Source organism: Stutzerimonas stutzeri (genome assembly GCF_024448935.1).
Classification (GTDB): Bacteria; Pseudomonadota; Gammaproteobacteria; order Pseudomonadales; family Pseudomonadaceae; genus Stutzerimonas; species Stutzerimonas stutzeri_AO.
Genome location: NZ_JAMOIE010000088.1, coordinates 1 through 19,649, shown reverse-complemented (window position 1 = coordinate 19,649; position 19,649 = coordinate 1). Strand labels below are relative to the sequence as shown.

General features: G+C 61.4%; 19 protein-coding genes and 1 pseudogene. 4 read left to right on the top strand and 16 right to left on the bottom strand.

Annotation, left to right across the window (positions count from 1 at the left end; all coding sequences use genetic code 11):
• Nucleotides 1-218: hypothetical protein (locus NA637_RS20045; RefSeq protein ID WP_256074312.1), on the top strand; the 218-nt coding region annotated here is incomplete at its 5' end.
• 185 nt (nucleotides 219-403) lie between these two features.
• The gene (gene ltrA, locus NA637_RS20040; protein WP_256074311.1) at nucleotides 404-1,789 is read left to right on the top strand and encodes a group II intron reverse transcriptase/maturase; all 1,386 of its coding nucleotides are present in this window, start codon (nucleotides 404-406) and stop codon (nucleotides 1,787-1,789) included.
• Between the two features lie 269 nt (nucleotides 1,790-2,058).
• Here ltrA and NA637_RS20035 read toward each other — a convergent pair whose 3' ends face one another.
• The 16 genes from NA637_RS20035 to NA637_RS19960 all read right to left on the bottom strand — a co-directional run bounded on the left by NA637_RS20035 (nucleotide 2,059) and on the right by NA637_RS19960 (nucleotide 15,701).
• Nucleotides 2,059-4,914, bottom strand: coding sequence for a conjugative transfer ATPase (locus NA637_RS20035; RefSeq protein ID WP_256074310.1), 2,856 nt, complete (start codon nucleotides 4,912-4,914; stop codon nucleotides 2,059-2,061).
• Complete coding sequence (locus tag NA637_RS20030; protein WP_181067684.1) at nucleotides 4,914-5,333, bottom strand: TIGR03751 family conjugal transfer lipoprotein; 420 nt, start codon at nucleotides 5,331-5,333, stop codon at nucleotides 4,914-4,916. The genes NA637_RS20035 and NA637_RS20030 overlap by 1 nt, the downstream gene beginning before the upstream one ends.
• The gene (locus NA637_RS20025) at nucleotides 5,314-6,735 is read right to left on the bottom strand and encodes a TIGR03752 family integrating conjugative element protein (RefSeq protein ID WP_256074309.1); all 1,422 of its coding nucleotides are present in this window, start codon (nucleotides 6,733-6,735) and stop codon (nucleotides 5,314-5,316) included. The genes NA637_RS20030 and NA637_RS20025 overlap by 20 nt, the downstream gene beginning before the upstream one ends.
• Nucleotides 6,725-7,591, bottom strand: coding sequence for a TIGR03749 family integrating conjugative element protein (locus tag NA637_RS20020; RefSeq protein ID WP_013983170.1), 867 nt, complete (start codon nucleotides 7,589-7,591; stop codon nucleotides 6,725-6,727). Before NA637_RS20020 ends, NA637_RS20025 begins: the two co-directional genes overlap by 11 nt.
• Nucleotides 7,588-8,262, bottom strand: coding sequence for a PFL_4703 family integrating conjugative element protein (locus NA637_RS20015; RefSeq protein WP_256074308.1), 675 nt, complete (start codon nucleotides 8,260-8,262; stop codon nucleotides 7,588-7,590). The genes NA637_RS20020 and NA637_RS20015 overlap by 4 nt, the downstream gene beginning before the upstream one ends.
• Nucleotides 8,259-8,654, bottom strand: coding sequence for a TIGR03750 family conjugal transfer protein (locus tag NA637_RS20010; RefSeq protein ID WP_256074307.1), 396 nt, complete (start codon nucleotides 8,652-8,654; stop codon nucleotides 8,259-8,261). The genes NA637_RS20015 and NA637_RS20010 overlap by 4 nt, the downstream gene beginning before the upstream one ends.
• Before the next feature lie 17 nt (nucleotides 8,655-8,671).
• Complete coding sequence (locus NA637_RS20005; RefSeq protein WP_376779346.1) at nucleotides 8,672-9,034, bottom strand: TIGR03745 family integrating conjugative element membrane protein; 363 nt, start codon at nucleotides 9,032-9,034, stop codon at nucleotides 8,672-8,674.
• Nucleotides 9,035-9,046: 12 nt separating this feature from the next.
• Complete coding sequence (locus tag NA637_RS20000; protein WP_237263105.1) at nucleotides 9,047-9,280, bottom strand: TIGR03758 family integrating conjugative element protein; 234 nt, start codon at nucleotides 9,278-9,280, stop codon at nucleotides 9,047-9,049.
• Nucleotides 9,277-9,648: an RAQPRD family integrative conjugative element protein gene (locus tag NA637_RS19995; RefSeq protein WP_256074306.1), complete on the bottom strand. Its 372-nt coding sequence runs from the start codon at nucleotides 9,646-9,648 to the stop codon at nucleotides 9,277-9,279. Before NA637_RS19995 ends, NA637_RS20000 begins: the two co-directional genes overlap by 4 nt.
• Nucleotides 9,649-9,779: 131 nt before the next feature.
• Nucleotides 9,780-10,529 carry a TIGR03747 family integrating conjugative element membrane protein gene (locus NA637_RS19990; protein WP_003291022.1) on the bottom strand — a complete coding sequence of 250 codons (750 nt, stop codon included), beginning with the start codon at nucleotides 10,527-10,529 and terminating at the stop codon, nucleotides 9,780-9,782.
• Nucleotides 10,526-12,697 carry a type IV conjugative transfer system coupling protein TraD gene (gene traD / locus NA637_RS19985; protein ID WP_256074305.1) on the bottom strand — a complete coding sequence of 724 codons (2,172 nt, stop codon included), beginning with the start codon at nucleotides 12,695-12,697 and terminating at the stop codon, nucleotides 10,526-10,528. Before traD ends, NA637_RS19990 begins: the two co-directional genes overlap by 4 nt.
• Nucleotides 12,698-12,707: 10 nt before the next feature.
• Complete coding sequence (locus NA637_RS19980; protein ID WP_256074303.1) at nucleotides 12,708-13,235, bottom strand: integrating conjugative element protein; 528 nt, start codon at nucleotides 13,233-13,235, stop codon at nucleotides 12,708-12,710.
• A complete protein-coding gene (locus NA637_RS19975) occupies nucleotides 13,232-13,795 on the bottom strand; it encodes a transglycosylase SLT domain-containing protein (RefSeq protein ID WP_256074302.1) in 564 nt (187 codons plus the stop codon). The genes NA637_RS19980 and NA637_RS19975 overlap by 4 nt, the downstream gene beginning before the upstream one ends.
• On the bottom strand, nucleotides 13,795-14,520 hold the full coding sequence (locus NA637_RS19970; protein WP_256074301.1) for a TIGR03759 family integrating conjugative element protein: 726 nt from the start codon (nucleotides 14,518-14,520) through the stop codon (nucleotides 13,795-13,797). The genes NA637_RS19975 and NA637_RS19970 overlap by 1 nt, the downstream gene beginning before the upstream one ends.
• A gap of 9 nt (nucleotides 14,521-14,529) precedes the next feature.
• Entirely contained in the window at nucleotides 14,530-15,183 is a 654-nt protein-coding gene (locus tag NA637_RS19965; protein ID WP_256074300.1) for a hypothetical protein, read from the bottom strand.
• The gene (locus tag NA637_RS19960; RefSeq protein ID WP_256074299.1) at nucleotides 15,180-15,701 is read right to left on the bottom strand and encodes a PilL N-terminal domain-containing protein; all 522 of its coding nucleotides are present in this window, start codon (nucleotides 15,699-15,701) and stop codon (nucleotides 15,180-15,182) included. Before NA637_RS19960 ends, NA637_RS19965 begins: the two co-directional genes overlap by 4 nt.
• A 479-nt stretch (nucleotides 15,702-16,180) precedes the next feature.
• Here NA637_RS19960 and NA637_RS19955 point away from each other — a divergent pair, with 479 nt between their 5' ends.
• Nucleotides 16,181-19,219, top strand: a complete 3,039-nt coding sequence (locus NA637_RS19955) for an SIR2 family protein (RefSeq protein WP_256074298.1) — start codon at nucleotides 16,181-16,183, stop codon at nucleotides 19,217-19,219.
• 283 nt (nucleotides 19,220-19,502) lie between these two features.
• A pseudogene (locus NA637_RS19950) lies at nucleotides 19,503-19,649 on the top strand (IS5/IS1182 family transposase); the annotation flags it as partial.

Here is a 19,649-nt window from a genome sequence, read left to right as displayed (position 1 = left end):
CGCCCGGCACGGGCGCACTCCTGGAGGTGCAAGTCCTCCCGCAAGTTGATCACGACGAGCGAAGCGAAGCGCAACTGCATGAGGGCGACCGAGTGTGGGGAGGAAGCGTGGAGCGCAAGCTGCGAGCCGATGAACAAGAACCGGATAGAAGGCGCTGCCAAGCAGGGCGAGCGGGCAAGAAACCGCGAAGCTCTCGTGATCAAGGCGAAGTGGCGTAGATCCGGCGGTTGTGCAGCGAAGGAGTGTGTTCTTACCCGGGGAGATCTCGCCTTATGGGTGAAAGCCCGACGGCCATGCCGGAGCGAGAAGTCAGCAGAGGCCGTAGTAGCTGGCGCCGGGGCCGATGAGGCCGCAAGGCAAGAGCGAAGGGCCGAACGAGAGTGAGTGACCGAGGACACGTGTGATGTCAAAGGCCATGCGTCAGATGCCGCAGCGATGCGGGCGGGCGGGCGTAGCGCGCGGTGAAGCCGCGGGTGATCCTGCCAGCGACGAAGCCAGCGGCCCGCCGCGTGAACACCCGGGCACAGGGTCGGCAAGGCCGAAGGCGGGCACCGGTGGCCTGCTGGAAGCGGCGCTGACGAGAGAGAACCTGCAACGGGCGTGGAAGCGGGTCAAGGCCAACCAAGGCGCAGCGGGGGTGGATGGGCTCGGTATCGAGCAAACCGCCGAGTTGCTGCGCACGCGGTGGAGCCATATCCGCCAGACGCTGCTGGCAGGCCAGTACCGGCCCCAGCCGGTACGCAGGGTGATGATTCCCAAGCCGGACGGGAGCCAGCGCGAGCTGGGCATCCCCACGGTGCTGGATCGTCTGATCCAGCAGGCCCTGCTGCAGGTGCTGCAACCGCTGATCGATCCCAGCTTCAGCGACCACAGCCACGGGTTCCGCCCCGGCAGGCGTGCGCACGACGCGGTCAAGGCCGCGCGGGCGTATGTGCAGTCGGGCAAGCGCGTGGTGGTGGACGTGGACCTGGCGAAGTTCTTCGACCGGGTCAACCACGACATCCTGATCGACCGGCTGAGAAGGCGCATCGACGACGCTGGCGTGATCCGGCTGATTCGGGCGTACCTGAATGCCGGGATCATGGACGGCGGGGTGGTGATCGATCGCCACCTGGGCACGCCCCAGGGCGGGCCCCTGTCGCCGCTGCTGGCCAACGTGCTGCTGGACGACGTGGACAAGGCGTTGGAGGCGCGGGGCTACCGCTTCGCGCGCTACGCCGACGACTGCAACGTCTACGTGGGCAGCCTGAAAGCCGGGCAGCGGGTGATGGCCTACCTCAGGAAGCTGTACACGGGCTTGAAGCTTCAGATCAACGAAGCCAAGAGCGCGGTGGCCAGCGCCTTCGGGCGCAAGTTCCTGGGGTATGCGCTGTGGGTAGCCAAGGGCAAAGAAGTCAAATGTGCCGTGGCCAAGAAGGCACTGGACAACTTCAAAGCCCGGATCAGGCAACTCACGCGCCGCTCGGGCGGACGCAGCATGAGCGAAGTGGTGGCAAGGCTCAGGCCCTACCTGCTGGGCTGGAGGACGTACTTCGGGATGGCGCAAACGCCCGGAGTCTGGCGCGAGCTGGACCAGTGGCTGCGCCACCGATTGCGAGCCATCCAGCTGCGGCAGTGGAAAAGAGGCACGACCATGTACCGCGAACTGTTGGCGATGGGTGCGAAGGAGCGCGTTGCGCGACACGTGGCGGCCAACAGCCGTCGCTGGTGGCACAACAGCGCCATGCTGCTGAACAGCGTGCTGACCATCGCCTGGTTCGATCGGCTGGGACTGCCCCGACTCTCATGAACCTCAAACTCTCGAACCGCCCGGTGCGGACCCGCATGCCGGGTGGTGTGGCAGGGGCGCAGCCTGTGAAGGCTGCCTCCTATGCCGATGCGCGCCCGCATGGGTGCAATCTTGTGGTTGCAGCCCGCCGTAAGCTGACCACAGCGAACACATTGAAGCGCACGTATAGAGGTGAGCGACCGGTATTATCCGGCTGGTTCGGGCCGGCTTGAGTGCGGAGATCATAGATGGCGGTGTGGTGTTGAACGTGAGGTCAATGTGCAGCTCCGTTACTGCCTGGTCCATTCCAGCGGAAGCGGGCTGATGCCACGTTCCTGATCAATGCTCTCGGCGATCTTGAGCGCGGCGTCGAGTTCGCTGATGCCATGCTGTTGCATGAGCTGGTAGCGCTCGGCCTTTTCCTCCGGCTCGGTTTGGGCGAGCGCGAGATAGAGGCTGGGGGGCACCGCGCGAAACAATAGCTCCATGCTGCGCGACAGGATAACGCCTTCCGAGAACTTGCCGATCTCCTTTCTGGCAGAGAGCATCAGGGCTTTCTGCGCCGGGGTGAGTTCGCGGAATTTGGCGATTTTCTCCACCTCGTCCGGTGGCATGCCCATACACAACCACCACTCCATCATGTTCAGCATTGGCTCGGCGGCTTTGGGCAGATCGTCCAGGTTCTGCGTTGCCAACCAGAACCAGGCCCCTAGTTTGCGCCACATCTTGGTGATCTTGACGATATAGGGGGCGAGCAATGGGTTCTTGGTGATGATATGCCCCTCGTCGGTGACGTTGATGATCGGGCGGCCCAGGAACTGGTCGCGCTCGGCGATGTTGTTGACGGTGTTGATCAGCGAGATATAGGCGATGGAAAGCTGAGCGTTGTAGCCCTCCCTGGCATAGGTAGCCAGGTCGACGATGGTGATGTCGGCTTCCGGCCAGGGCGTGCCGGGGCGGTCGAACATATCGCCATCGCTGCCCTGGGTGAACATGTCCATGGCATCGGCCATTTCCATCAGCCGTGCACGGCGAACCTCGGGTAAAGTCGTGTCGCGGCTGCGCTCGCGCAGGGCATCGCGAACGTCCCGCGTGAGCACCGCGCGTTGCTCGGCGACACAGCGCTCTGCCGCGTCGAGGATGCATTGGCGAACCAGGCTGCGATCAGCACGCGTCATGCGCGCTTCCTCGCGTTCTTCTCCTCCTGTGATCATTAGGCGGGCGGTGATCTCCAGCTCACCCAGGACGTCGCGCTGCTCATCGCCATCGTTAGCCGCGTCGTCTTCATCCAAGGCATCGGCGTCGAGCGTTTGCACCTGACAGGGCGTTTCCACCAGCCGGTGCGCATCGGCGAACGGGGCGAGGCTGACGCCCGAGGCGGGCGCGAGTTTCACACGATGCACGGTGAGACCCAGCCGCGCGGCGAAATCGCCGTACAGGCCAAAGGAGTTGCCGGCTTCGACGATGAACAGTCTTGGTCGGTAGATCGCGGTAACTTGGTTGAGCAGATTGTTGAGCGTGGCGGACTTGCCGGAGCCGGTAGGGCCGGCAAGAAATAGGTGCGCATTCATTTGCCGGTCGAGGCGATTGAGCGGATCGAAGGTGATGGTGCCGCCGCCGCGGTTGAACAATGTGAGACCGGGGTGGCCGGTGCCCTGGCTGCGCCCCCACAGCGGTGCCAGGTTGGCGGCGTGTTGGGCGAACATCAGCTGGGTGTACCACTGGCGCTTGTCCAGCGCAGGGTCGTAGACGCAGGGCAGCCAGCGCAGATAGGTGTTGAGCGGTGCGACCTCATCTTCTTCGCGTACCGGTTGCAGCCCGGCACCGAGCAGCACGTTGCCAAGTTGCAGGCCGCGTGCGTCCAGTTCCGCCTCGTCGCGGCCGCGCAGGTAAAAGGTGAGTGCGCTTCGGTACAGCTTATGGGCGCTGCCGATCAGGCTGCGGGCCTGTTGCACATCGGCACGGGCCTGTTCCGAGGCCAAGGTGTCGCCCACGGCCTTGCGACCGAGGTGGTTGAGGTGCGCTTCGAGCACATCCTGCGGGGTGATGACCAGCGTCAGGCACTGGATGGTGTCTTTCGGCAGTTGGTCGAACAGCGCGTTGATCGCGTCACCCTTGCGGGTTTCGCCGGTGATATGCCCTGTGGTGGGTGGGCTGCGCAGGCGGTCGACGGCGATGGCGCGGTGTGGCATGCCATCGAAGTACCACTGGCCCAGGGCGGCATCCGAGCGCGGCTGGCCGAAGAACAGCCGTTGTGCGAAATCGGTGCCGCTGGCCAGCTCGATCTCGCCAGGCTCCTGTTCGTCCGGGTAGCGGGTCAGGGCATAGAAGCGCTCCCGGTTTTCGGCGCTGTTACCGAGCTGGGTTGGATGGGGATTGAACCAGCGCAACAGCCAGCCGTGGATATCCGCCGCGCCGAGACGCCGGGCGCGCACGCCAGCATGGGCCAGGCCGCCGACGAGGCGGTCGCAGACCCGATTGAGCGCCTGCTCGGGCGATTGTCCACGACGCTGCGGTGCCTGGCCGACACGGCGATAGACGACCAGCCGCGTGCGCCGAGTCTGCCCGCGCCAGGGCAATTGGGTGACGGTGTTGTCCTCGAACAGCCCGCCAGGCTTGGCGATGGCCTGCAGGTGGTGGCTGAAGAAGCGCAGGTAGAACTCGGTGAAGGCGCTGCCTTGGGCGCGGGGCTGGACGTAGTGGCGCAGCTCATCGAGGTAGCGATCCCAGTTGGTGTCGTCCTGCGCGTAGAGCTGCACGACCCAGGGGTTGTCCTCCAGCTCGTCGAAGGCATCCTGCAGCACGTTTTCCAGCGTGTCACGGACCTGCAGCAGCCAGGTGGGTTCGCGTCCCTCCGTGCCGACCGGGAGCAGCTCGTAGAAGGCCGCCACCGAGGTGCCGTCATCAAGCAGCATGCATTGTGACTGGGGCAGGTACTCGGCCCACGGCAGCAGGTCGGTGAACGAGGGCGCAACATCGTAGAGCGCCTTCTCGTCGGTCTGAGTGGCTGGCCGACGCGAGGCGTGTGCGGTGCCAGGTTCGGCAATGCCGTGGGTGTGCAACTCGGCGACGTGGCGAGCCCAGGCGTCCGCAGGTGGCGCGGGTTCCTCGGCCTGGCGCCGGTGCTTGAACAGGGACCAGGCCATCAGTAATCCTCAACCCGTTCGCCAGGCAGTGCGTACTGCACACGCTGGTACAGGGGGAACAGCGTGGTGTAGCCGGGCACCGGCACCGGGTCGCTGCCAGCCAAGTGCGGGAACACGTACATCAGCAGATCGGGGTTCGGCAGCCGATGGAACTGCCGGTAAATCTCGTTGGCGGCCGTGCGTGTGTAGCGGGCCTGCACAATGGGCGCAGCGTGTACATCGGCCTCGGTCAACGGCCGGCGCAGGGCCTGGCGCGCGTCGAGCAGTTGCCGAGCGGTTCCGCCGCCGGTCTCGACGTTCCAGATATCGAGCATGGTGCTGTCGTCGTGCGGCAGTAGTTCGTCCTTGCTTGTCGCGCAGCCGCCGAGTGTGAGCACGACGGCCAACAGCGTTAGGCTGTTAATCCAGATCTTGCGCATGTGAGCTGCCTCCAAGGCGGTGATCGACGCGGCGTCCTTTCGGGTCGTAGTCGATGGTCAGGGGTTCATCGAGATGCACTGCGACGCGTGCGCCGGGCTTGACGTAGACCGCTGCGAACGCCTGACCATAGAGCTTGTTGACCCAGGCGGACATGTCTTGCACGCCACCAGCAAGGATGCGGCCCATGGCCTCGTTCGCGCCGATGCCTACGGTGCCGATGGAGCCGTCGTTGCTCATGTAGGAGACCTGACCGCTGTCGGAGTCGATCAGCGAGGCGACGCCCGCACCGGCTGCGGTGATCAGGGCTTGCGTGCCCAGGTACTGCTGCGCGTTGCTGCGGCGTTGGCCGCTGACGCAAGGAATGCCGTGCGGGTCGCTGATCCAGCCTATGCCGTCCTGTGGGTCGTTGCCGTTGTTGCCTTGTTGGCGGTGGCCGCCGCGCTCGTCGTCTTTCGGGAGGGTGCGGATAGTGCCGTCCTCGAAGACGAACGTGACCGAACGGATCTGCCCGCGCACGCAGGAGAGGGTCCAGTCGCCCGAGGCGGTGCCGCTGACCACAGCACCGGCCACGTCGGGAATGTCGATGCCGTTCGCGGTGAGATTGTCGCGCCCGATCAGGACTTTGAAGGGGTACGGGTCGTTGACGGTTCCGTCGATCGGTACGCGGCCGATCAGTGCCGTCATGGAGATCGAGCCAATCAGGGTCGCGTTGGTCGGCACGGTGTAGACGGCTGTCGTCTCCGGCACACCAGTCGCGCGGCGGCCGGCATCGACGGCGGAGCTTGCGGTGGTTTCGAGTGTCTTCTGCGCCGGCGCGAAGCTGCTGGGAAAGCTGAAGCTGGCGGCATTGCCGGAACGCTGCTTGCCGTCATCGCGCCGATCCTCCGGCTCTACCCAGCGCAGGGTATCGCCAGCCAGGCCGTCGCCCAGCTCAAGGCCTAGACCGACCGGTAGATCGGCGGGGTTATCTTTGCCGATGCCATCGAGCCGCTGCTGCAGTTGTTGAAGCAGGCTCTGGGTTTTCTGCCGTTCGCTGCTGACCTCCTGCCGATCCTGATGCAACTGGCTGCGTTCGCTGTCGAGCGCGCTCTGGATGCGCCGGTCGATGGTGCCTTCGCGTTGCCGCAGCCGTTGGTTTTCTTCGCGTTGGACCTTGTTGTCGCCGAGTGCGGTCTGCAGCTCGGTGCGTAGCTGACGGACTTGCGCTACCAACGTCGCCACGGTGTCGCGTGGGGTGTCGCCCTCGATACCGAGCGCTTTGGCTTCATCGGGCGTGAGCCGGGAAGCTTCTTCCGGTGTGCTGGTAACGTCGTTGCCGCCGGAGAACAGCTTGATGCCGACGAACACCAGTAGTAGCGCCAGGGGGATCATCAACCATTTGAGCAGGCCATTACTGTGCATCGCGGTCTCCGTTGTGTTGCGGCCCCGGCAGGTTGAGGGAGGCATCGACAGGCGCAATGGTGGGCAGCAGAGCCTGCGCCAGCCCATTTCCACGGGTGACGAGGTAGACGACGGTGGTGTCGTCCGGCGTGCCGCTCGGCCCCAGCGTCGAATGCTGGAAAGTCGCGCTGAGGAAGTGGCCCTGCAGCGCACGCGGGTCCAGGTCAAGCCAGTGCGAGGCGCTGTTGCGCAGGCGCACAGCACTCACCCATAGGTTGTCCAAACGCCATGCCGCTAGCGCCTGGGCCTGTATCGGCAGTATCGGCAACAGGCTGTCCAGCGGCAGGTCGCGGCGCAGGGTTGCGGGTGTAACGCCGGGCACGGGTTCGACGGTTCGCAGTGGTGCGTAGAGGTTCTGTGCCGCGTAACGGGTCAGGATGACGGGCTGCGGTGTTGCCCGCACGGGCGGGGCGGCTGCGGCACTGTCATCTGCATCCGTTTGAGCAGCGGATGATGCGGTCTCGATGATGCGCACCGGCTCCAAGGGAGGCTGGCCCGCCTGCTCGGGTTCGGCGGCGATGTCGAGCAAAATCACGGTACCGGTATCGGCGTCCTGCAGTTGCAGCCGGGTCGGTTCGATTGGCTCGCTCGCCAGCAGGTAGATGGCCCCGGCGGCGCTCTGCACCCGCAGGAGGTTGTCGACCGATGCGGGTACCCCGACGCGTACATTGCGCTCGACGAAGACTATGCGCTCCTGGCCGACCACGAGCGGTACGGCCAGCGGCAACCTTTCCCAACGCAGGAGTTCGGTGGCGTGGGCGGCGCTGAATAGAACCAGCGCGAGCGCTGCAAAAGCCGGTTGCAAAAGGCGGTTCATGGCATGTTTTCCAGGGAGGGGGCGGGAGCTGCTGCCGGATCGACAGGGGTGGCAATACGCTGCGGCGCGCCGTCGTAGCAGTCGATGGCAAGCCCGAACGGGTTGCGCTGAGGGTCGACGTCGATCCGCAGGACCTTGAGCGGATAGCGCACCAGCGCGCGTTTGACTTGCTCCGAGGCGTAGTATTCGTCTGCCGTGACGTCGAGGCTCACGACCCACTCGCGGGTGGAGACGGTGCGCACGCGCAGCGTCGGGTTGTCGCCGTAGCCGCGGCCCGGAATCTCGTAGATGCCGCGCACGCGCTGCCGCAGCTCTCCAGCATTGCGGCGGTACTCGTAGTCCTGCTGCAGGAACGCCTGGCAGGCGGGCGTTAGGTAGGACGACAGCGCATGCAGGTTGCGCGGGTAGTCCTCGTCGCCATTGGTGGGCCAGCGCTGGAGCTGCTGCCAGACGTAGAAGGTGAAGGCGTAAACGCTCTCAGGCGGCACGTCCCACCATTTACGAGTACTGCCTGAGCGCAGGTCTGGCGGTACATGGATGGTCAGGTCGCGTGGCGCGCTCCACCAGCCGACGCCCATAACCAGCGCCAGTACGACCAGTGCGCTGGCCCCGATGCGCAGGGTCTTGATGTGTGCTTCGAGCCGCAGCACTTCGTTCTTGAACCGGCTCACAGCGCCTTGCTCCGGCGTGTCGTCCAGTAACCGGATCGTATTACCAGTGCGTGGCCATCGGTGAAAGGCGCGAGCTGCGGCAGATTGACCGCGATCCACCACTGCAACTGCCGGTACAACCAGGTTTCGGGGCGGCCGCGTTTGAGCCGGCGCAGCGTGCCGCCACCGATGAAAATGCCAGCGGCGACCGCCAGCAAGATGGCCGTAGGGACGATGGCAATCGTCGCGAACATGAAGGCCAGCGGGATACCGCTCCCGAGTCCGATCATCCCCGATGATCCCGCGCAGACCCACAGTTCATTCGCCGTCAGCCCTCGCACCACCACGGGTTGACGGTTGAGGCGGTGGGGCAGGAACGCCACCGTCCCGTCCGGACGGATGTCTTCAGCCATGTCGGCATTCCTTTGGTTCAGAGAACGCCGATGGCTTCGGTCAGCAGCCAGATGCCAACCACGAGCAGGACCGCACCGACCGCCACGGTCAGGCCAAACTGGCCCCAGGTTGAGCGGCCAATGTGGATTTCCGCATAACGGGTGTAGGCGTGGTAGCAGACGCCGACGAACATCGAGGCGACCACGAGCAGTGCGATGAGCATCACGATGTCGTAGCCGTAATTTTGCAGCGTTTCCATGATGCCGCCGCCCGTGCCGCGCGAAGGGTTTTCCAGAGTGGGCAGCTCGGCGTGGGCGAGAGGTGTCAGCATGCTGAACATCGGCAATGCAGCCAGGCTAGCGAAGTGGAGGGGTCGGGAAATGCGGGTGAACGGCTTCATCATGGCTACCTCTTACGAGAGCAGAAAAAAGGTCAAGACCAGGTACAGCACGGCAAAGCGCACCACGACGACCAGGAACTGACGTTGGGAAAGTTGTTCTTCTGCCCAGCCGACGTAGGCGCTGCGCATCGCCCAAGTGCCCCAAACGAGCAGGACGGCAAATACCGCACCGAGCAGCACGGTCGCCATGTCGGAAGGAGGGATGCCGCTGTTGGCCTGGAACGCGGCGGTCTGCGCGGCGTTCATGGCGCGACCTGCGGTTCGAGGGCGGCGACAGGCTGGCGGTAGTCGCCAAACAGCAGGGCGGAGTCGCGCGGTTGCGCACGCGTTGGGGTGAGGTAGTCGTGGATGCCGGCGCGCACGCGCTCAAGGTCAGCGGTGAGACGGGCGTAGTCGAAGTGGTAGCGGGTGCGTTCGTCCTGTTGCTGCGCGGCTTGTTGTGCGACGAGCCGTTCGATGCTGTCGAGCTGGCGCAGCGCGGCGGCGAGCCTGGCGTGTTCGGGCGTGGCATCGTCCGCGCTGGCGTGGCCGGAAACGCATAGGCCGAGCAGCAGCGCCAGGGTCAGACCGGGCGCGTGATGCCTGTCGGCTGGTGGGGGAAGTCGCTTCGACATTGGCCAATCCGCAATTTGCGAGAAGTGGCTAAATGCTCTCGGTATGCCTGAGGAGCTGCCTTAAACAATGGGAACCTGGGTGTGCCCCTATTACAGGCGGACTCAAGCGTCACTACCCACTGGCTAGCGAATCACAAGTATTTCTTGAAGCTGGCTGCGGTGATGTTCACCGCCAGGCCGAGCAGCGCCGCGCTCGGCAGCAGCACCAGCAACGGATGTACGCTGACGGGTAGGGTGAGGTAGATGATCCATGGCAGGACCGCCAATGGCATCAGGCTCGCCTTGGCGCGGTGGTAGACGAAGCCTGACTCTCTGCCCGCGCCGAACTTGCGGATGTCGCGCCGCACCAGACCATCAATCATGCCGACGAAAGCAGCCAGCAGAAATAGTGGCAGCGTCAGTACCAGGACCAGCAGTCGAACCATGAACGTCAATGCCGTGAATGCGGCGGCGATCAGGTATCTCTCGCTCCAGACGTAGACTTGACTGATGTAGAAACGGATGTCTCGGCCATCACCATGGCTGGGTGCGTGGGAGCGCGCCGATGCCTGGCTCATCCAGTCGAGCAGGCCAGTCTTCACGAAGATCCATTCGTAAGCACCCTCGACAAGCTGATGTGCGGTGCGGCCGGGCTCCTGTACCACCGCGCTGCGGGTGAAGTGGCTGGAAAGGTGGTTCAGTTCGTAGTCGAGCATGCCCTGGGCGTGACGCCAGCCCTGATCAGGCCAGAACAGGTGCATGCCGACGCACTCGATAATGATCGACAGCAGCAGCGAGCCGATCAGCACGCCGAGCATACGCAGCGGCAGGGTGATGATGCTGGCGAGCAAGCCTCGCTGGTGGGTTTGTTCGCGTTGCGTGGTGCTGGCCGGGTCCTTCATGGCCGTGCCTCGGCGTTGCTTGTCTCAGTGGTGGCGAGGTGGCGGAAGCCATCGAGCAGGTCGTCGGGCAGTGATTGATCCTGTAGGCCGGGAGTGCCACGGTTTTCCCACCAGTCGCTGGCTTCGACATAGTGCTGGCGCATGTGGCTCGCAAGCTGCTGTAAGTCCTCGGGCATCATTTCGTCAGGGTCGGGTACCGGCAACGGCATGCGGATTTTCCAGAGCTGGCCACCTTGCAACAGGGCAAAGGCCTGGCCTTTTGGCAAGCCAACCACGTGTGCGGGTTCAATCATCGGCACGCTGGCGGTGCTGATGCGATCCTGAGCATTGGAGGTGAAATCTGTTGGCCCCCGAACGTCGGAGCTGTCAGTAGCCCCGCTGACCAGCGTCGTGGTGTAGACGTCCACTTTTGGAAGCTGCCGGGTGAGTAGCTCGGCGGTAGCGGTTTCGCGCACTCTCAGCATGAACAGATTGTTGAAGTTGCCGATAACTTGGCCCGCTTTTGCGCGGTTGCCAAGACGGGCTTCGATGTCAGAGAGCGTCTGCGTATAGGCGGTGATCTGTAACCCTGCGCCGCCGCCCTTGTTGACCAGAGGCACGAATTCATCACCCATCAGCTCATTGAACTCGTCCGCATGGACGTTGATAGGGACTCGTGCTCCCGCTGTTGCGCCGGGCAGCCCGTCGTCGATGCCAAATTTGTAGATATGGCCGGCGACCGATACCAGGTCAGCGAACATTGAGTTGCCGACTGCAGCGGCAACTTCCGCATCCGACAGGGCATCAAGGCCGACATAGACCACCGCGCGTTTGCGGACGACCTGCATCCAGTCGAAGATTGGCCTGGGATCGTTGAGGTCCGAATAGTTCGGTGCGAGTAGCTGCGCGGTTTTGCCGGTGGTGAGTTTCTCCAGCAACGGTAAAAGGCTGGCGACGATCTTGTCGAAATACGTCCGGTCATAGCGCACGGCACTGCGCAGACCGTCGAGTACGGGGTCGTAGGTGCGCACCTGTGAGAGGTATTGCTCCAAGGCTACGACCCGCTTCTCTCGCCCGATCATATTGCGCGGGATATTTTTGTCGTTCAGCCGGCTTTCGAGCTGGACGATGATTTCCCAGGCCTTCGGTTCGTGCTTGGCGAAGTAGTGCTGCGCGTACTCGATAAAGAGCGCGTCGATGTTGACGACATGCCGCTGAATCAGCAGGTAGTCGGGGCGCTGGCCCAGCTCGACGAGGGCACGGGCGATGATGTTGACGAACCGCCAGGCGAACTCCCTGAAAGCGGCGCTATTGCCTTCACCTGAGAGCTGTCCGGCGATACGCGTGGCCACTTCGCTGATCCGCCCGAACCGGCCCACTGCGTTGTAGCGTGCGCTGAAATCATGCCAGCCCAAGTGGAAAACATAGAACTCACGTTCGCGCCCGGCGCGTTTGGCCTCCACGTACATCCGCTTGAGTAGGTCTGCATCCCCTTTGGGGTCGAATACGATCACCACCTCGTGCTCTCCGGCGGCGTTGCGGCGTCGAATGTCCTGAGTCACGAACAGCTCGGCCAATCGGGTCTTGCCGACCCGTGTCGCGCCCAGCACAAGTGAGTGTCCGACTCGTTCTCCGAGTGGCAGGCTGACATCGACTTCGTTTGGCTCGATGCCGTGTAGCCGCGGCAGGCCGCCGACCGGTGGCAACGGGCGCACCGGATTGATGGGAACGTCCCAAGTGGTGAGCTTGGCCAGCTTCGATAGTGGAAACGGCGCGAACTCCAGCCGCTCTTCCAGGCGGCGTGCCAACTGGTAAGCGGGCGTAGGTTCCACATAGCGGCGGAACTCGGGCCTGAATGTCTGCGTCAGGCGGTGCGTGTGCCGTTGTTCCCAGCGAAAGCCTCTGCCTATGAACAGCCGTTGCTGGCTGACAGGCACATTACGGCTGGTCATCACATAGCGCGGCAGGCGGCGGATATTGCGCCGGTAGCGCAGGATGACTAGCGCATCACGCAGGCGAATCGTGCCGAAGGTGAGAAAGGCAAGGGCGCTGCCCAGGCCAATCGATGGGCTCAGCGCCAGTGACCACGGTGCCACCAGGGACAGAAACGCGGCGGCGGCGCAGACCGCCACGCTGTACAGCTCCACGGCTGGCCGCAGCAGCACTTCGATCGCGTGGCTCTGGGCCATGGCCGGCGCCTCACTGCTCGACGCCGGTTGCCGTGATCAGCACCGGGTAGTGGCGCAAGCCAAGGCGCTCGGCGAGCTCATTGCCCGTAACCGGTGACAGTAACAGCCCCGGCACCAGCGCACGCAGCGCAGCCAGGGCCTCGGCCGACTTGACGTTGACCACTAGGCCCACGGCATTGAGCTCGTGTATGCGCAGTGCGCGCTGACGCAGCCAGGCGCGCGAGCGATTGTCGTCGCCGACGAGAAAGAACGGCGGCATTCCCGGCGCTTCGATCAACCTACGCGCTACATCGCCCGGTGACAGCTGCATCGAGCGCACCGGCAGCATGTCGGCTTCGTTGAACGGTTTGGCTGGCGGAAGCGGAATCTCGATGGGTGGCGCGCTCACCTCGGCGCGCGGTTGCAAGTTCAAGGCTTCGTAGTACGGCAAGGCCGACGTACCGCCATGGTCTGCGACGATGATCAGCGCGTCAGCCTGGGTGGCCAGCGACAGCCACGGCAGCGAAAGATACGCGACGAGGATGGTCAGGGATTTCATGGCAGATCCCCTCGCGAAGTGATTTCCAGCTGGGGGGTACCCAGTACGCGGGCCAGGTGCTGGCCGACGCTGTGACGGTAGCGCGCGGCTGGTGCGCCGCCGGCAGGCCGGTGGTAACGACCGATGGCGAGCAGCCAGTCGTCACCCGGAATGTGCTGCTCGTGCAGTATCTCGGCGGCGATGGTCAGGTTACGGTAGGGGTCGAGCAGGTCGCAGGGCTGTGCATAGCGCTGCAGGTGGTAGCCGAGATTGATCTGGCCGAGCCCCGCGTCGATGCGCGTGGCCGGCGTGCGTTTGAGTGCCTGGCGCAGCTCGCTGCAGGCCTCGGCGCGGGTGGCGTAGCGCTGCGCCTTGCCAGCGACGTTGAGCGTCCATGGCCACGGCACCAGACTTCCGCGTAGGTGGATACCGCTTTCTTGCAAGGCCACGGCGTACAGGACGGCCGAAGGAATACCGGCGCGCTTCGCAGCGACTTGATAGGCCGGCGGCGGGATTTCCCGCGCCTGGATGGGGCTTGCCAGTGCGCAGGCCAGCAGCACGAGCGCGTGGCGGCGCGACATTACGGCTGCCGCTGCCACTGGTTGCCGACCTTGCGTACGACTGCCGGCAGGTCACCCTGCAGATTCAGCGATTGCCAGCGTCCCGAATCGTGGTTGAGCGTGATCTGGCCGCTGCGCGCCTTGGCCGGGTCGATGCCAATACGTTGTGCCCAGGCGCGAATACGTGCGTCGTCGGCGTGGCTGTCGACGACGTAAATGTCGAATTCCATACCAGCAGCTTGCAGCCGCTGCGCTGCCCGATCGCATGCGGGGCAAGCGTCTTGGACGAATACGGCGAGCCGTCCGTTCGCCGCTGGCACAACCGGCGAGAATGCCAGGCCGGCATCGGGCAGGATGACGCGCGGCATATCTGTGTTGAGCCGCTGCCAGGCGTCGTCGTAAGCCCGTTGGTACGCCAGCAGCTTTTCGACGCGGTGGGCTTCTGCTTCGACCTGCAACTCTGCATAGCGTCGCCGTTCTTGTTCGGAGCGCGCCTCGATTCCTAGCGCGGTAAGTGGGTCGAGGCTGGGAGAATAGATACCCAGCGGCCCTCGCATCAGCGTCCGGTAGCGCGCCCATTCCTCGGCGCTCAGCCCCCAACCTCGCGCGTGCTGCTCGTCGGCGCGCTCGGTGGTCATCAGTCGCTCGCGCGTGGGCAGGTTGTCGGCGGTGAGGGTTTCCGCTCCTTGGACAAGGTTGCCGGTCAGCAGGGCGATCAGTACGGGGACGATATGGTGCAGCTTCATCTGCTTGTCCTACTGCACGGGAATGGGCAGGCGACGAGTGTCGTCGCCGTGTCGGAACACGGCAGCGCTCCCTTCGATGGTTTCAAGGTGCCAACCGGCTTCCGTCTCGCCGGGGCGCAGCAGGTGAACCTGCGAGAGCGTGCCCGAGGCGGCTGACATAATCGAAAGGAACCGCTCGCCGGCACGTAGCTCGACACCGATCACCCGGAATGGCGGCTCGATAGACTTTGGTTTGGCGGGAACGGAAGCTCGCGGGCGGGGCACCGGCGGTGGTGCTGGGCGAGGTTCGTTGAGCTGTATTTCCAACTGCTCAATGCGGGCCACCAGCGGCAGTAGACTCTCCGCGGTCGGGCGGCTGCCGAGGGCCTGCTCGATGACGTTCAGTCGCCGCTCCAAGGCCTGATGCTCGACGTCGTAGCGCGCCTGGGGCAGTGCGTCAGGTTGCTGTTGGGCTTGCTCGACCTGCTGGACTAGGTCGGCCAAGCGCTTTTCCAGCACGGCGACCTGCAGGCCGGGGGCGCTGGTTTTGACCTGTGTCGCCAGACCCGACAGCGCGACGTGATCGATCACGGCGGCGGCGCTGATGAGCAACAGCCACGTGATGGCGGCGGCGTGCATCAGCGTGCCGTGCCGGCGTTGCCCACTGCCCAGCATCGTCGTCATGGCCGTGGCTCCCCGACGGCACCGGGAGCTGTATCAGCAGTGGTGGGCGGCGCTTCGGCAGGCGTGTTGAGGGGCTGAGTGAAGCAGACGCGGCGTGCGGTGTGATCGACGTGCAGCGTCCGCGCTGTCCCGGCTAGGGTCAGCAGGGCATCGCGCAGTTGCAGCGGGCCAAGGTGGTAGTGCGCCGCCGGCAGCGGGAGTCTGCCCAGCGCATCAGTTTCACTTCCGCTGCAGAGCTGGTAGCCGGAGCGTTGCAATACATGGCGCAGTGCGTCAGCGACGTTGGCGTTGAGAGTGTCGGGAATGGACACGTCGACGATCTGCAACAGCAGATCCTGCTGAGCGGCCGTCGGGATTAGCTCGACAAGGGTGTAGCGGCCGTAGCGGACAACCGGAATGTGCTCCGGTGCCGGAGCCGCCACCTCATCGGGCGGGGGAGAGAGCGGTTGAGGCGTTGCGCAGCCGGCCGCCAGAGCGGCCAGCAGCAGGCAACTGTGATAGGGAAGGGCGGTGTGCATGGCTCGGCTCTCGGCAAGGTCGAGGCGAGACCATCGGCGTTCTTTGGAACCGGATCAGCAAACAAAGGGAACTGCTGTCTGCCGGTTTTCATGAGCTCCTCCGCTGAGCCAATCTCAGGAGTGGTCAAAAAACGTCAGGTGAATGAGAGGCCCTCGGTTGTGAGCATTTCAGGAGTTATCGAAAGGGTTATCCACAGGTTTTGTGGATAAAACAAAGCAGGACCGCTGGGCCAGTCTCGACCACAGAGGTTCGATACAGCTTGGATCGTCAAGCAAGCTGACTATCTAGGGCGGTACACCTGGGGCAGCAACTGGCAGAAATCGGCCATTAGCAGTCATTTGACAATGGCTCGAAAATGCTAACCCGGCCGTGCATCATGATACCTGTCACCATCTCGTGTGAATCGGTGGTAGAAATGCCTATGCCTGCGGCTCTCCATGTGTGAGCACCTAAGCACCTCTAATTGGAAGCTATTACAATGGATATGAACAACACAGCTTTAGGTCTGGAATACGCCAGCAAACGCATCAAGCCAAGCAAAGACACCATCTTGGTCGTTGGTACAGGCATGAGTATGGGGCTGACTGATGGGCAACTCCCTCAGTTAGCTTGGACGGGGTTGATTAAAAGCGGATTCCGCTACGCTGTCGAGATTGGGAAAATTTCAGAGGCCAGCGCTGATAACTGGCTCAAGCATTTAGATGGGACGCCGACCACTACCGAGATCCTGCATGTGGCGGGATTTCTGTCCGGTAGCCTGTCCAGCGGAGACGACTACGATTACGCCGCCTGGCTGACACAAGAGTTCAGTGAAGTCAAAGTTCATAATGAAGCGCTCGCAAGTACCGTTAGGTCCCTATCGGACGCGGGGGTGAAAATATGCACTCTCAACTATGACTCGCTGCTAGAGAATGTCACCAATCTATCACCCGTGTATATGACCGATTCAGACGAGGTCATTGAGTGGTTTAAAGGCGAGCGTAAAGGAATTCTTCACCTGCACGGCCACTGGAAGAAGCCCGACACCTGCATACTAAGCAGTGGAGACTATGAGGCCACTATACAAAGCAGTACGCGCAACTTCTTCCAGCAGCACATGACAGTGTTTGAAAACCTTGTATTCGTAGGTTGCGGCGGCACGTTTGAAGACCCCAATTTCGTCAAGACTCTAGGATGGCTGAGAAAAGAGCTTAAATCGAACAAGCTTTCTACGTTTGCACTAGTCAAAGATTCAGAGGTCACTACCCGTAAAGCTGATCCGGCATGGAAAAACATCGTCGAACCCATCGGCTTCGGTACTAATCATTCGTCTCTGAAGCAGTTCCTTGACGGACTGTTCCACGAGGTTACAAGCCAGAATGTTGTAGCGTACCCAGACCTGCGAGGCAATACCGCTATTCAACGGATGGAGCAAGGACAAAAGACCGCTTCACTGGATGGCATTCATAGCCCGCTCCCCCCTGCACCACAAGCTCGCAGCGTCAGGCATGCGCAGTCATTCCAAGCAGAGCAGATCCTAAATCTCCATAGGAGCTTGTGGTTGGCAGCTGATTGGGGAATGGAAGAAGATGAATTCATTTCTGCATTGATCGCCCGAGTATCAAAAAAATCCAACAAGATCTATTCAGTAAATATTGGTAATTACTCTGACAAAGCATCCTTCTACCGTCAAATCGAAGAGCTTTTGGGTGCTCCATTTGAATCATTCTGCGGCGCCTTGTCGCTTATTGACGAGCCTTACCTACTTCTTAGGGACGTTCCGCTCGATACCTGTGACGACAAGGAAAAATTTCAAGCCGATCTGTTAAGCCTGGCAGATATACTTACCTCCTTTTGCCCAAATCTCCGGATGATTTTTATAAGCCGAAACTTGCCTGTCTGGAGAAACGAGGCGGTCGAATTGACTGCTTTGGATGGCGCGGATACCAGGGCCTACATCGAGTCGCACCTTCTCTACCAAGGAGGCCTTGGCAACGATGATTTCACGCAGCTTTACGAACATACTAATGGCGTCCCTCGGATCATCAAGGAAGCGCTGGATAAACTTATCGTCGCGTCATTGGAAGAGATCATCAGCGAGCGAGGCAGCACACGCATCAATTTGACGGGACGCTTTGGTGACTCCATCAAAGCACTGTCAACTGCAAAGGAAATCGAGAAGCGCTACGCATTTTCATTGCTGAAAAGCTTGGCCACGTTTCCGTACGGCGAATATCTAGATAACATCAAGCGTGTTGACAAATCGAAGAAGTATTCCATTGACCACGTAGTGATCCTTCAGCGAGAAGGTTTCATTTATGTGGAGGACCAGGACAGCTTTGGCCACACCGGAATACGGGGTTCTAAAAAAAGACTCATAGTTACACGTCCCGTCAGACAGTGGCTCGCCCAAGAGACGAAGCCCAAGGAAATCGCCAAGATAAAAACTCAGGCATACCAGCTCTACTTCGGTGATGACTGGGAGACTCTGAGTCCTAAGATGTATCATATTTTCAAGGCAAATGACATCAGCGAAAAATCGTCGGAGATCAACAACGCCAAGTATTTTATCGTTGAAGTCTTCGCTGAAGGGAAAACCAACGAAAGATGGCGTACCGTTGGCATGGAACTCGCCGCGCAGTTCTGCGCTACCGTCAGCAAAAAATCGTACTATAAAGTCGTGCAAGACTTATATGTCGCGCTGAGACCGATGCTTGATAGCTGGGATAAGGATGAAAAATACTGGTTCTTCATTTACTTATGTGCGCAGTCGATTCGGATGCTAGGTGACAAGTCGAATGCTGACGAGGCACTACAAATGCTGCTGGGCTGCCTCGATCATATTATTCAGCCAAAACTGGTAGGTTCGATCAAGCTGCATATCGCAATGATCTATTCCGGGAGGAAAGCTCAAGCCCAAGCGGTTGATTATGCTACCCAGGCTCAGAAGCTCACCAAAGGCAGCGTGGCGATGCAGGCCGCCCACATCGCGCTCAAGAATGGTGATCTAGCATCCAAGGAAGCTGATATTTCGAAAATTCAATCTAAGGCAAAAACCAAAGCCACCACGCTTTACGCAAATATTGCCTTGGACCGTGCTGATGATTTCGAAGCTTCTGCCAAAGCCGAAATGCTCAAAGAGCTTGTTGAGTACTGTCACGAGAACAAAGATTTGTATAACGAAATTCGAGCAACACTCAGCTACGCCGACTCAATCATGACCGTCCGTGGGTCGCTCGATGCTAAGGAGATCTCGACGCTCATCAGCATTTACCACCATCTACACCACGACAACCTGACGCCACTGCATTCAAAATGCCACTGCATCCTCTGGGCCGCCTTCGAAGTAAATAATGACTATACCAATCTACTTCAGCTATTCAAATACAGCTCACTCTATTGGCGATTGCGTGACGAGCAGAAGCCTGAACTAGAAGCAGTGAATAAATTTAAAACTCTTAGTTTCCCAGGGAACATCCCTGAGCGTGATCCCGCCGTATCGTATTACTACGGAAGACTTGCGACGATTGAGGCCTAGGCTTGTCCTTGGATTGGGGATGCCGAGTCCGTTTAGCAGTCGTAGGCACATTATGTTGTCTGCCCGCACACGACTCGGCTGAAATTGGAACGCTGGATTGGAGAATACGAATGAGGGTACAGCTTTCCCGCGCACAACGTCCACAGCGATAGTGTCATCCGTATGTACGGCTAAACTGTTTAACAGTGTTTAGGTTTGAAAGGCCGCTATTGGCCCAGAGTGTGTAAAAACGTCTGATCAAACCCTTGCTATGATTTCGAGGAGTTCATCGTAAGGGTCGACCATGAAGCGCTTCATTCAAGGTGAGCATCGAGGCCAAAGTACGTTGCTCCCCGAAAGCCTCGACGACTACGTCAGCGATACCAATCCGGTGCGAGTGGTTGATGTCTTCGTGGATGAACTCGACCTAGTTTCGTTGGGTTTTGAAGGT

What these genes read in the sequence shown, in the direction of transcription:
- ltrA (WP_256074311.1), top strand. Translation starts at nt 404, where the DNA reads ATGTCAAAGGCCATGCGTCAGATGCCGCAGCGATGCGGGCGGGCGGGC.
- NA637_RS20035 (WP_256074310.1), bottom strand. Translation starts at nt 4,914, where the DNA reads ATGGCCTGGTCCCTGTTCAAGCACCGGCGCCAGGCCGAGGAACCCGCG.
- NA637_RS20030 (WP_181067684.1), bottom strand. Translation starts at nt 5,333, where the DNA reads ATGCGCAAGATCTGGATTAACAGCCTAACGCTGTTGGCCGTCGTGCTC.
- NA637_RS20025 (WP_256074309.1), bottom strand. Translation starts at nt 6,735, where the DNA reads ATGCACAGTAATGGCCTGCTCAAATGGTTGATGATCCCCCTGGCGCTA.
- NA637_RS20020 (WP_013983170.1), bottom strand. Translation starts at nt 7,591, where the DNA reads ATGAACCGCCTTTTGCAACCGGCTTTTGCAGCGCTCGCGCTGGTTCTA.
- NA637_RS20010 (WP_256074307.1), bottom strand. Translation starts at nt 8,654, where the DNA reads ATGGCTGAAGACATCCGTCCGGACGGGACGGTGGCGTTCCTGCCCCAC.
- NA637_RS20005 (WP_376779346.1), bottom strand. Translation starts at nt 9,034, where the DNA reads ATGAAGCCGTTCACCCGCATTTCCCGACCCCTCCACTTCGCTAGCCTG.
- NA637_RS20000 (WP_237263105.1), bottom strand. Translation starts at nt 9,280, where the DNA reads ATGAACGCCGCGCAGACCGCCGCGTTCCAGGCCAACAGCGGCATCCCT.
- NA637_RS19995 (WP_256074306.1), bottom strand. Translation starts at nt 9,648, where the DNA reads ATGTCGAAGCGACTTCCCCCACCAGCCGACAGGCATCACGCGCCCGGT.
- NA637_RS19990 (WP_003291022.1), bottom strand. Translation starts at nt 10,529, where the DNA reads ATGAAGGACCCGGCCAGCACCACGCAACGCGAACAAACCCACCAGCGA.
- traD (WP_256074305.1), bottom strand. Translation starts at nt 12,697, where the DNA reads ATGGCCCAGAGCCACGCGATCGAAGTGCTGCTGCGGCCAGCCGTGGAG.
- NA637_RS19980 (WP_256074303.1), bottom strand. Translation starts at nt 13,235, where the DNA reads ATGAAATCCCTGACCATCCTCGTCGCGTATCTTTCGCTGCCGTGGCTG.
- NA637_RS19975 (WP_256074302.1), bottom strand. Translation starts at nt 13,795, where the DNA reads ATGTCGCGCCGCCACGCGCTCGTGCTGCTGGCCTGCGCACTGGCAAGC.
- NA637_RS19970 (WP_256074301.1), bottom strand. Translation starts at nt 14,520, where the DNA reads ATGAAGCTGCACCATATCGTCCCCGTACTGATCGCCCTGCTGACCGGC.
- NA637_RS19965 (WP_256074300.1), bottom strand. Translation starts at nt 15,183, where the DNA reads ATGACGACGATGCTGGGCAGTGGGCAACGCCGGCACGGCACGCTGATG.
- NA637_RS19960 (WP_256074299.1), bottom strand. Translation starts at nt 15,701, where the DNA reads ATGCACACCGCCCTTCCCTATCACAGTTGCCTGCTGCTGGCCGCTCTG.
- NA637_RS19955 (WP_256074298.1), top strand. Translation starts at nt 16,181, where the DNA reads ATGGATATGAACAACACAGCTTTAGGTCTGGAATACGCCAGCAAACGC.